This window comes from Burkholderia sp. 4M9327F10, from assembly GCF_005503145.1.
Taxonomy (GTDB): Bacteria; Pseudomonadota; Gammaproteobacteria; order Burkholderiales; family Burkholderiaceae; genus Paraburkholderia.
On record NZ_SCNV01000034.1, the window covers coordinates 70,105 to 81,182 of the forward strand.

The 11,078-nt window shown below is 64.2% G+C and carries 12 protein-coding genes; 1 reads left to right on the forward strand and 11 read right to left on the reverse strand.

From position 1 onward, the window contains the following. Positions 1 to 224 precede the first annotated feature (224 nt). The 5 genes from FFS45_RS26290 to FFS45_RS26310 form a co-directional block, all read right to left on the reverse strand. On the reverse strand, positions 225 to 512 hold the full coding sequence (locus FFS45_RS26290) for a helix-turn-helix transcriptional regulator (protein WP_137957557.1): 288 nt from the start codon (positions 510 to 512) through the stop codon (positions 225 to 227). Continuing rightward, on the reverse strand, positions 499 to 831 hold the full coding sequence (locus FFS45_RS26295) for a type II toxin-antitoxin system RelE/ParE family toxin (RefSeq protein ID WP_137957558.1): 333 nt from the start codon (positions 829 to 831) through the stop codon (positions 499 to 501). Before FFS45_RS26295 ends, FFS45_RS26290 begins: the two co-directional genes overlap by 14 nt. A gap of 487 nt (positions 832 to 1,318) precedes the next feature. Then, a complete protein-coding gene (locus tag FFS45_RS26300) occupies positions 1,319 to 1,510 on the reverse strand; it encodes a 4-oxalocrotonate tautomerase (protein WP_283204774.1) in 192 nt (63 codons plus the stop codon). A gap of 69 nt (positions 1,511 to 1,579) precedes the next feature. Further along, complete coding sequence (locus tag FFS45_RS26305) at positions 1,580 to 2,356, reverse strand: class II aldolase/adducin family protein (RefSeq protein WP_137957560.1); 777 nt, start codon at positions 2,354 to 2,356, stop codon at positions 1,580 to 1,582. 64 nt (positions 2,357 to 2,420) lie between these two features. Continuing rightward, on the reverse strand, positions 2,421 to 3,347 hold the full coding sequence (locus FFS45_RS26310; RefSeq protein WP_137957561.1) for an urea transporter: 927 nt from the start codon (positions 3,345 to 3,347) through the stop codon (positions 2,421 to 2,423). Positions 3,348 to 3,609: 262 nt separating this feature from the next. Here FFS45_RS26310 and FFS45_RS26315 point away from each other — a divergent pair, with 262 nt between their 5' ends. Continuing rightward, entirely contained in the window at positions 3,610 to 4,164 is a 555-nt protein-coding gene (locus FFS45_RS26315; RefSeq protein WP_137957562.1) for a putative glycolipid-binding domain-containing protein, read from the forward strand. Here FFS45_RS26315 and FFS45_RS26320 read toward each other — a convergent pair. The 6 genes from FFS45_RS26320 to FFS45_RS26345 all read right to left on the reverse strand — a co-directional run bounded on the left by FFS45_RS26320 (position 4,139) and on the right by FFS45_RS26345 (position 10,956). After that, on the reverse strand, positions 4,139 to 5,092 hold the full coding sequence (locus FFS45_RS26320) for an alpha/beta fold hydrolase (RefSeq protein ID WP_137957563.1): 954 nt from the start codon (positions 5,090 to 5,092) through the stop codon (positions 4,139 to 4,141). The genes FFS45_RS26315 and FFS45_RS26320 overlap by 26 nt on opposite strands. Then, positions 5,089 to 5,967: a metal-dependent hydrolase gene (locus FFS45_RS26325; protein WP_137957564.1), complete on the reverse strand. Its 879-nt coding sequence runs from the start codon at positions 5,965 to 5,967 to the stop codon at positions 5,089 to 5,091. The genes FFS45_RS26320 and FFS45_RS26325 overlap by 4 nt, the downstream gene beginning before the upstream one ends. Positions 5,968 to 5,994: 27 nt before the next feature. Then, positions 5,995 to 6,918: an SDR family NAD(P)-dependent oxidoreductase gene (locus FFS45_RS26330; RefSeq protein ID WP_137957565.1), complete on the reverse strand. Its 924-nt coding sequence runs from the start codon at positions 6,916 to 6,918 to the stop codon at positions 5,995 to 5,997. 22 nt (positions 6,919 to 6,940) lie between these two features. Next, the gene (locus FFS45_RS26335) at positions 6,941 to 8,545 is read right to left on the reverse strand and encodes an NAD(P)/FAD-dependent oxidoreductase (RefSeq protein WP_137957566.1); all 1,605 of its coding nucleotides are present in this window, start codon (positions 8,543 to 8,545) and stop codon (positions 6,941 to 6,943) included. Positions 8,546 to 8,772: 227 nt separating this feature from the next. After that, positions 8,773 to 9,672 carry a mechanosensitive ion channel domain-containing protein gene (locus FFS45_RS26340; RefSeq protein WP_137957567.1) on the reverse strand — a complete coding sequence of 300 codons (900 nt, stop codon included), beginning with the start codon at positions 9,670 to 9,672 and terminating at the stop codon, positions 8,773 to 8,775. Positions 9,673 to 10,017: 345 nt separating this feature from the next. After that, on the reverse strand, positions 10,018 to 10,956 hold the full coding sequence (locus FFS45_RS26345) for a sulfonate ABC transporter substrate-binding protein (protein WP_249362932.1): 939 nt from the start codon (positions 10,954 to 10,956) through the stop codon (positions 10,018 to 10,020). Positions 10,957 to 11,078: the final 122 nt, after the last annotated feature.

Genomic DNA, 11,078 nt, shown 5'->3' on the forward strand with positions numbered 1-11,078 from the left:
AAAACTGGCCCGCAGTTATTTTGAGATGCTAGGTCGTTGATCCGAATCAAGTTTTTATCGAACGCCCGTTCGGCTCGATGCGGCTCCTGACGTAAAAACTGCGTCAATACACCGCGCTGCAACAGCGCAGTGGCGACAGCGATGATGAGTGTGGTGGTGACGCCCGCGAGTCTCGTTGATGAAGCGCGGCTGCCGGACGGCAGCCGCTGCCACGCATCCTTCAATCATGCGATAGAAATAACCAGCTTCTTGCCGCACGCAGCGGCATATTTGCGCAAGGTGTCGATAGAGGGCGAATGCTGCCCCGAGGCGAGCGCCCGCTCGAGGCGCGTGACCGCCGGCGCCTGGGTGCCCATGCGCTCGGCCACTTGCGCCTGGCTCAAGCCGGCGGCGTGACGCGCCGCGAGCATCTGATCGAGCAGGGCGAATTCCTCGCGATTCAGCCGTTCATATTCCGCGCGGACTTCGGGGTCCGCGAGCGCTACCTTCCGCAGTTCCTTATACGTTGCCACGTTTGACCTCCTGCAGTCTTTGACGAGCCACTTCCAGCTCGCTTCGAGGCGTGTCGTTCGACTTCTTCACGAAAGAGTGAAGCATGACGATCCGACACTCGACGACCGAGCAAAAGAATACTCTGGCAATGCCCTCCGCTCCCTTCAGACGCATTTCGAAGAGACCGCCGCCCATGGCTTGGGTATGCGGTGCCCCGAGATTCGGCCCATATTGCTCCATACGGTCGGCCAGCGCGATAAAGCGGGCCAGCAGTGTCTTGGGCAGCGAAGCAACTTCGATCTTGACCTTCTCGCTATAGAAATCGATCAGAAAAGCCATTGGTCTCCATCATAACAAATATGTTATCTCAAAACAAGCGCCACCCGGCTCGATCCACAGGATCGCGATGGTGTCGGCGCCACATGAAAACATCAGGATAACGGAGGGATTTCGGGAGCAACATCGGCCGGATGGCCTGGTCTCTGGTCAGATGGAAGCGTAAGAAGTGTTTGAATCTGTAAATTGACAATTCGCGCTGACGCTATGGACGAAATGTCAAATGTCCGTGCGGCGCGGAAGCCGCTGAGGCGGGTTTTCTGCAGACGTAACAGCTACCTGCCGGCGCGTTACAAACGAAAATTTTTCGTCTTGAAGCGCGTCTACGCGATGGCTATTGTGGAGACTCTCGTGTGATCGACCCCGACATGCGAGTGTGGTCTTAGCGGCGTCCCGCATCCAAGGCGGTGACGCCGTCTTTTTGTCTGCCTGGTTTGATATGCGTGCTGCCGCAGGGTGCGTGTTGGCACCGCACCGTAGAGCGCAGACGTTACGCTTCGCTCCAGAGCTTGCCGCCTGTAGCCCAGTTTTCGCGTTTCACGTCGGTCAGGATGATATCCACCGAATTCGGCTCGACCCCGAGCGACTCGCAGGTCGCTTTCGTAATGGCTTCGACGAACTGGCGTTTCTGCTCGAGCGTGCGGCCTTCGAACAGTTCGATGTGAAACGTGGGCATGTCAATTCTCCGTGAGTAAAAACCTGATGATCTGAAAACGCGGCTACGCTCGCAGTGAGTGCCTCAACCAGCCACTCAGTCGCGAAACGAGCGGTCGATACGGTCCAGCTTGCGCAGCAGCGCCGGCCATTCCAGCACGCCTTCTATCGCGCCGCCGTCGAGCAGTTGTTCTGCCGTGCGCGCCGCCACTGCAGCGGCCGGCAGCACCAGTTCCATGCCGCCGGCCTGTGCCTGAAGCTGGATTTCGCAGGCCTTGATGAGCGTCGCCATCAGCACGTAGGCCTCGGCGACCGTGCGGCCCGCCGTCAGCGTGCCATGATTGCGCAGCAGCATCGCAGGCTTGTCGCCGAGATGGGCGACAAGCCGCTCCGCTTCGCTGGGCGTGAACGCCAGTCCCTCATACTCGTGATAAGCGAGCTGGCCATGAAAGCGCAGCGCATGCTGCGACGCCGGCAACAATCCCGCCGGCTGCAGCGATATCGCAATCCCCGCGGTGTTGTGCAGATGCATGACGCAGACCGCGTCGGCGCGCGCCGCGTGGACGGCCGCATGAATCGCGAAGCCGGTGGCGTTGACCGGATGCTCGCTGGCTCCGACGATATTGCCTTGAATATCGATCTTGACGAGGTTGGAAGCGCAGACTTCCTCGAATCCGAGACCGAACGGATTGATCAGAAAATGGCCGGGCTCGTCGGGGACGCTCGCCGAAATATGCGTGTAGACGAGGTCATCCCACCCGTTTAGCGCGGCAAGCCGGTAAGCGGCGGCCAGATCGATGCGGGTCTGCAGTTCCGCTGCCGAGCAAGGGCCGCTTGCGGCAACGCGCCCGGTGGGCGTGTGGGTGAACGACATGAGGGTCTCCTGCGTATCTGTCTACTGGTCCGGTGGCCCCGGTCTCGCGCCTGAGCGGCGCACCTCAGAGCGCGCGGCGCAGGGCGGCTCGCTTGCCGGTAGCGCCTGGCGAGCCGGTGCGACGCCACCGCCGCAGGCTCTGCACACTCCATGTGGCGAGCACGAACGGCGCGGTCATCGCAGGCAATCCGTAGTGCTCTGCAATCTGTTGCAGGGCCACCGACAGCAGGATACCGCCAAGCGCAGCCAGCCAACCGCATTCCCCGAGCGCGAGCGCCGTCAGTGCGCCGTTGAATCCTAACAGGCCGGCATCGAATGAGGTGAGGCTGGCGCCGAGCAGCACGTGCACCGCACTGGCGACGCCGGCTCCCGCCAGCGCCCAGGCTGCGTGCCGCAGCGAAGACGCGCCGATTCCCAACAGCACCAGCAAGCCAGGCACCGCACCCGACGCAAAACCCGTTTGCGCGAGCCCAGCGAGTACGCCGTCCGGAATCTGCGCGAAGCCTGCGAGGTGCATTGGCGTAAGCGTCGCAGCAGTCGCTGCAGTCGCTGCGGCATGAGGCATGACCAGCGGCAGCCAAAGCCATGTGACGATCAGGCAAGGACTCGAATAGACGCCAAGGCCGCGCACGCGCAGCCGGCGCGACCACGGCCCAAGCCCCCATGCAGTGGCCATCCCGGCGAGAATCGCGACTGCGGCGGCCGTGCCGGCGTCGCCAATCCATGTGAATGCCGCGAGGCCGGCCAGGGCGCCGTTGAAGCCATGCAAGCCGTCACGCGTGCCGGCTTCGTCGTAGCCGGCCAGCACGGCCCCGATGTTCGCCGAGACCGCACCGGTGAGCGCCGCGCAGGCGAGACGCGGGTCGAACGCGAGCCAGGCCGCGAGCAGGCAGGCGCCGGTGATGGCGTTGGGCTGCAGGACAATTTGGCCGAGGCTGCGCAGCAGCGTGCGCAGCGCGGTGGATTCTGCTTCGTTAGATGCGGCGTGCATGATGGCGGGGCGAGATGTAGGGCGTGCGAGGCGAGGGCGCCGCGCCCGGTCCTTGGTGAATTGCGAGCATAGGGCACCTGTGCCGCGCTGGGCATCCCGGCGCGATGATAGTGGCTATTTGTCCGCAGATCGGCGCGGGCGCGGTACCGGCAGACGCCGCGCACTCTTGCTACGATAGAACGCCGAATGGCGGAGCGAGGCGAGGCGCCGGGCAGGCGCGGGCCAACCCGCGAGCCGCCCATCTCTACAAGGAGGCAAGGCCATGCGTGAAGTACGTTGGGCATCGGAGGAAGGCGATGGCGTCGAACATCTCGCGTTCGATGCGCGCGACGACGGTTTCTTCGTCGAAAGCGCCGTCGTCGGACAGCGCTATGGAAAGAGCTACGGGCTTTACTACAAGCTGCTGTGCGATCCGCGCTGGCGCGTCACCTATGCGTACCTGAAAATCATGGGTGGCGGCGATCTGGAGTTGCGTGGCGACGGCGAGGGACATTGGCGCGACGGCAATGGCCAGGTGCTCAACGGCATCGACGGTTGTATCGACATCGATATTGCCGCCACACCCTTCACCAACACCTTGCCGATTCGCCGCCTGCAACTGGCCGAGGGCGAGCGCAGGCCGATCACCGTGGCGTATATTTCGACGCCCGACCTGCAGGTCACACGCGTCGAGCAGGCCTACTCCTGCATCGCGTTAAACCGCGAATACCGCTATGAAGGGATCTTTCGCAACTTCAGCGCCAACATGCTGGTCGATGAAGACGGTCTCGTGATCGACTATCCGACGCTCTTCACACGCTTGCCACGAACGCGCTGACGCCGTTCACCCGGCTCAGCGCGGGATGCTGGGCGGCAAAGCGGTCGATTCTTTCGGCAATCCCGGCGCAATCGCGCAGCACGACCCAGTGCCCGGCGTCGATCGTGTCGCGCGTGTAGTCGCCTAGCCATCCTTCAAGACCCAGCGAAAGTGCCGGCCCCACATAAAGATCGCGCAGCGGTGCGATGAACTGCACCGGCGCATGCGCCGCGCGCTCGCGTGGACGAAGCAGCCGGTCGATGAAATTGGCGCGGTACAGGTTCAGGCCATTGACCCCGTTGCGCAGTTGGGCGGGGTCGTGAGCAGGGCGGACGCGTTCGGTGAGCCGCAGCCACAGCGGCCATGCCCGTGCGCCGCCGCAGCGCCAGACCAGCTCCGGCAAGAGCGGCAGATGAAAGAAGAAGATGTACCAGGACTTGAGGGCCTGGCGTAGCGCGCTTGCGGACGGTCTTGCGGAACTTTGCGCGGCGGTTTTGACGGCGGCGTGTCCGCGCTGGCCTTTGACGCCGCGCAGGCCCAGCGCTGCATGGTCGAGGCAGGGCCCCGAGATTGACGTAAACGATGCGATGCTGCCTTCGAATGCCGCGCCCGTCACAGCTTCCCAACTCTGGATCGATCCCCAGTCATGCCCAACCAGATGAAACGCCTGTCCGCCGCAGGTGGCCTCCGCGACCGCGGCCAGATCGGACGCCAGCCGCTCCAGACGATAGCCGTCCCGCCCTGCGGGTGCGTCCGAGGCGCCGGCGCCGCGCACGTCGTAGGCAATCACGCGATAACGGCCGTCCAGTCGCGCCCGCACCGGCTCCCACACCGCGGCCGAATCCGGATAGCCGTGCACCAGCACTAGCGGCGGCGCTTCGCGCGGTCCGCTGACGTACACCGCAAGGCGTACGTCGCCGGCGTCGACGACGAGCGTGTCGCGAATCACGCGGCCGCCCGCACGCCGCGCCGGCTGGCCTTGAGCGCAACGGGATTGGCGGCATTGGCCGACTCGACCGCGGCGACCAGCCCGTCGATCCGCGCCAGTTGCGCGCGGTTGTCGTAATCCCACGGATGGAAGCTGGGTTTGAAAAAGCGCAGCCATTCCAGCGCAATGCCCGGAAACACGCCGTGCTTCGGTCCGTACAGAAACTTGACGACCCGCCACATGCCGCGCAGATGGCCGCCGCGCTTGCGGTCGGCGATCAGAAGCCGCACGTGGTAGTCGAACACGATCAGCCAGAACACCGCCGTCACGGTCAGCATGGTGCCGGTGCGCAGCAGATAGCGCGCGGGGCCAGGCTTTATCGCGGTGTTCCAGACGTCGAACGAGACGGCCTTGTGTTCGGTTTCTTCGAGCGCATGCCAGGTCCACATCTGCACATAGCCTTCGACCGATCCGCCCACTCGCGTTTCGTCCTCCAGCAGCAGCCCGGCGAGCATCGCCGTGTAGTGTTCGAGCGCGACGGTCATCGCAAGCTGGAACGACTTCGGCATCTTGCGATTGAGGTTGAGAAACATCGTCAGGCGCCGGTCGAGCATATGCGCGGGAAGCCCAGCGGCGTTGAGCAGATCGTTGTATTCGATATGCTCGCGCGTGTGCATGGCTTCCTGGCCGATAAAACCGAGCACCTGCTTTTTCAGCACCGGATCGGCAATGCAGTCGCGGTAGTTGCGCACGCTGTCCATGAAGAAGCGCTCGCCCGCGGGGAACAGCAAAGACAGTGCGTTGAAGAAGTGCGTCACATGCGAGCCTTGCTGGTGCCAGTCGCAGGCGCGCTCAGGCGGTAAGGCAAAACGAAGGTCGCGGCGAATGGGCATCATGGCTTTTCTCCTTATGATCCTGAGGGTTCAGGCGCGCTTTCCGGTGGACTGGGCGCGCTGCGCGGCCTGGGTGACCGAGGCGCGCTTGTGCGCGAGCCGCTGCATGCGGCGCGTCTGCATCACCACGAGCGCCTGGTAGGCCGCGGGCAGGGTCCGGGCGAGCCAGTCGGCGGCACGCGCGTCGCGGCCGATCAGCACGCGCCGCTTGTTGTGGCGCACGCCGTCGAGAATGACGCGCGCCGCTTCATCGGCTGTGGTGATGAAGAACTTTTCGAAGTCGTCCTTGCCCTGCTGTTCGCTCTCCAGCATGAAGCCCACCATGTTCGGGGCGATCCGGCTCGATTGGGCGATGCTGGTGCGGATGCCGCCTGGATGCACGCTGGTGGCCGAGACGCCGCATTTCATCAGGTCGAGCTCCTGGCGCAGCGCTTCGGTGAAACCACGCACGGCAAACTTGGTGGCGTTGTAGCCGCTCATGCCTGGTTGTGCGAACAGACCAAACACGCTCGACGTATTGACGATATGCCCGGCGCCCGACGCCTTCAGATGCGGCAGGAACGCCTTGGTCCCATGCACCACGCCCCAGAAGTTGATACCGACGATCCACTCCAGATCGGCGTAGTCCATGCCGTCGATCGTGCTGGAGAGTGCGACGCCCGCGTTGTTGAAAACGAGATTCACGCGCTCGTGCTGAGCCACGGTTTCAGCGGCCCAGTCGTACATGGCCGCGCGATCCGCCACATCGAGCACCCGTGTCGTCACCCGCAGCGGCGCGCCGGTCACTTGCGGCGCCTGCGCCTGGGCGAGCCGCGCGGTTTCGGCGAGGCCGCTTGGATTGCGATCGGCAAGTGCCAAGTGACAGCCTTCGCGCGCCAGCTGGATAGCCAGCGAGCGGCCCATACCCGAGCCCGCGCCGGTGATGGCGGCAACCCGGTCAGTGAAATTCTTCATCGCGTCTCTCCTGTATTTTCTTTTAAGTCGCTTCGGCCGAAGCACTGGAAGAAGCGGCAGCCGAAGCGACCCCTCGTATCGAAGCGAGGTGCTGCACGTCCGGCACGGTGTGCGGCTGAGCGGCAGGCGCGGGCGCATAGGCAAAGTAATCGTCCATGCTGAACGTGCTGGTCGCCTGGCGAAAGCGGAACGCGAAACCCGGCCACAGCGTGGTGTTCTTGCCGGTCTTCGGATCGAGGTACCAGCTCTTGCAGCCCCCGGTGGACCAGATGGCGCGGCCGAGTTTCTGCTGGATCTGCTCGTTGTAGGCGCGTTCCACCTGGGGCCGTACTTCGATCGCAGCGGCGCGTTCGCTGTGCATGGTCTGCAGCGCGCGCAGGATGTATTCGACCTGCGACTCGATCATATACACCATCGAGTTGTGGCCGAGCCCCGTGTTCGGGCCGACGATCATGAAGAAGTTCGGATAGCCAGGCAGTGCGGTGCCCAGGTAAGCATGGGCGCCGTCGCGCCAGGTATCGACGATATCGACACCGCCTTTGCCGCGCACCACGCCACGCGGGAACGGGTCCGCTACCTGGAAGCCGGTGCCGAAGATCACGCAGTCGGCCGGATGGCGCACGCCGTCGGCGGTGACCACAGCGTCTTCTTCGATGCGCGCAATGCCGTTCGTCACCACCGAAACATTCTGGCGCGACAGGGCGGGGAAGTAGTCGTTCGAAATCAGAATGCGCTTGCAGCCCATCGTGTAGTTGGGCGTGAGCGTGGCGCGCAGTTGCGGATCGGCCACCTGGCGGTGCAGATGGCGCACTGCGACTTTCTGCGCCGTCTTCATTAGCGAAGGATGAATCGCGAAGCCGAAGGCACGTGACTCCAGCATGCAGTAGAGACCCGCGCGCAGGATTTTTTGCGTGAAGGGCAGGTGGCGGAACAGCCATTGCTCGAACGGTTTCACCGCGCGGTCGGCCTTCGGCATGATCCACGGCGGGGTGCGCTGAAACAGGTTCAGTTGTGCGACGCGCGGCGCGATCTGCGGCACGAACTGGATCGCGCTCGCACCCGTGCCGATCACGGCGACGCGCTTGCCTTCGAGCGCATAGCTGTGGTCCCAGTTCTGCGAGTGGAAGGTCTTGCCCCTGAAGCTGTCGAGCCCTGGAATATCCGGCAGCGCCGCCCGCGACAGGCCGCCCATGCCCGACACCAGCACGCGCGCCGACCAGCGCTGGCCGTTGGCGAACACCATTTGCCAACGGTGGCTGGCTTCGTCGTAGGTGGCGCTCAGCAGTTCGTGGCCGAAGCGAAGGTGCTTCGCCACGCCGAAACGCTGGGTGCATTGCTCCAGATACGCACGGATTTCCGGCTGGCGCGCGAACATGCGGCTCCAGCGGGGATTCGGCGCGAACGAGAACGAGTAGACGTGCGATTGCACGTCGCAGGCGCAGCCGGGGTAGTGGTTGTCGCGCCAGGTGCCGCCGACCGAATCGGCCTTTTCGGCGACCATGAAGTCGGTCATGCCGGCTTGCCGGAGCCGGATTGCCATGCCGAGACCGGCAAAGCCCGAACCGATGATCGCGATATCGGTTTCGAGGGGCGCCAAGGCGTCGGGGGGCATCGTACGAGCGTTCATCCGATCCGTCTCCTTTTTATTCACTCTTAACTGTGACATTGAGTGATGTAACAATAGGGGCTGAGATCGAATCCCGCAAGGGGTGGTTTAGATTGCGGACTCTATGGGGGACGGCGAGGATCTGGCGAGAAGTGGGGGCAAAGCGGGGAATGAGGCGGGTACAACGCGCGGCTACAACGCGGGGAGAAGCGAAGCGGCCAGCCGCGGCTGGCCGCTGACGGGCTTACTTATTGCGTAACCACTCGCGATACAGCCGCGCCACGACCCGCTACCGGCTCGCTCGCGTCGCTGTTCTGCACGATATGCAATTCCCGCGTGCGTACCGGCAAGCCGCATTGCGCGGCGTTGAGCGTCTGGCGCACCTGGCGGGCGAGATCCCAGCGCATGTCCCAGAACACGTCGATATTGGCCCAGACGCGAATATTCAGCACCACGGTACTGTCGTCGAAGCGGCTCACCATCACTTGCGGCGCTGGACTTTGCAGGGCGCGCGGGTCGGAGGCGGCGAGGGCGCGCAGTGCGGCGAGCGCGTGATCCACATCGTCGCGCACGGAGATTTCCACTTCCAGATCGAGGCGGCGGGTCGGATTGCGGTTGTAGTTGCGGATCGAGTTGCTCCACAGCGCGCTATTCGGCACGTATTCGCAGATTCCATCGGCCTTGGTGAGGCGTGTGGTGAACAGGCTGATTTCTTCGACCGTGCCCGCGACGGTGCCCGTGCCGGCTTCAATCGAGTCGCCCACCTTGAACGGGCGCAGCAGCAACAGCATGATGCCGGCCGCGATGTTCTGCATCGTGCCTTGCAGCGCGAGGCCGATGGCCAGTCCGGCGGCGCCCAGTACGGCGACGATGCTCGCAGTCTGAATGCCCAGTTGCGACAGCGCGCCGATGATGGCGACCACGCGAATGCCCCACAGGCTGGTGTCGCAGAGAATCGGGCGCAGCGTGGCGTCCATGCGTGTCTGACGGGAGAGCAGGCGGTTGAGCGAGCGCGAGACGCGGCGGGCGACCCACCAGCCGACCACGAGGATCAGCGCGGCGGCGCACAGGTGCATGGAGATGGTGGAGAGCGCATCCCAGAGAAAGCTCCACCGGCTCGGATGGATCTGGGCAAGAAGGTTCTGCATGGCCTTGACGGTCCTTGTTTTCAGGCGGCGGCGAGCGAGCGCCGGCGCGATGGTTCATAAGAGGCAGTGGGTGCAGACGCGCCCGCGCGAGGCGGGCGTCAATCGGCAAGAGCCAGCCAGAGCGTGCGCGAGAGCACGCAATGGTCCGCAAGAGCGGGGCAACCCGAAGAACGACGCTTGAGAAGCGTACGTAGGAGGGACCGAGGGGGGAAGGGAAAGTTCTACTGCTACAACGTTTTTGACAATTTGTGATTGGGCGACGAGAGCGGGGTGAGTGCGGGATGAGTGCGGGAGGACAGGGGAGCAACGGCGGGACAGGCGCCTCGCGCCCACCCCGCGATCCGCTTACTTCTCGGCGAGACTCGCCGTCACATCGCGGTTTTGCCAGACATTGTCGCGCACGGTGATTTTCTGCGGAATCAGATGCGCGCCGTAGAACGCGTCGGCGACACTTTGCTGCGACTGGACGATTTCGTCGGTGACCGCCGTGGTGCCGTACGGGTAGCGGCGCACCCATGTCTGGACCAGCTTGATGTCGAGACCGACCTTCGGCGCAATCAGCGCGGCGGTTTCGTCGGGATGCTGGTTGACCCACTGGCCGGTCGTGCGCAACTGTCCCAGCAGCGCGCCAATCACATCAGGATGCTGCTGGGCGAAGCCGCGGGTCGCCTCATAGAAGCTGTACGCGGTGTTGACGTTCGAATAGTCGGCCAGCGTGCGCGCCTTCAGCGTGTCCTGGGCCGCTGCATAGTAAGGATCCCAAATGACCCAGGCGTCGACGTCGCCGTTCTCGAAGGCCGCACGGGCGTCGGCCGGCGCCAGGTAGACCGGGTGGATGTCCTCGAAGCGCAGCCCCGCTTTCTGCAGCACTTCGAGCAGCAGAAAGTTCGAACTCGAGCCCTTTTGCAGCGCGACGCGTTTGCCCTTCAGCCCGGCGACCGTCTGCAGCGGCGAATCGGGCTTGACGATGACCGCTTCGCTATGACGGCCCTGAGGCTCCGCGCCCACGTAGACGAAGCCGGCCCCTGCGGCCTGGGCGAACACCGGCGGCGGCGCGCCCGTGTAGCCGAAGTCGATGCTGTTGGCGTTCAGTGCTTCGAGCAGTTGCGGCCCGGCCGGAAACTCGAACCACTTCACGCTATAGCCGAGCGGCTTGAGCTTTTGCTCCAGCGAGCCTTGCGCTTTCAGGATCGCGAGCAAGCCGGACTTCTGAAAGCCGATGCGCAGAACCTTGTCCGTGGCATGGCCGGTGTCCTGGGCGAAGGCTTCGGCGGGCGCCAGCAGGGCTGCTGAGCCCAGCGTGGCAAATGCGGCGCATGCCGTAAGCGCGCCGAGGATCGTGCGTCTCGCGAATGCGGCAGGGGGCGATGCGGGCCGAGGGGCGGGGCGGTTCGATTGGCTTGCCA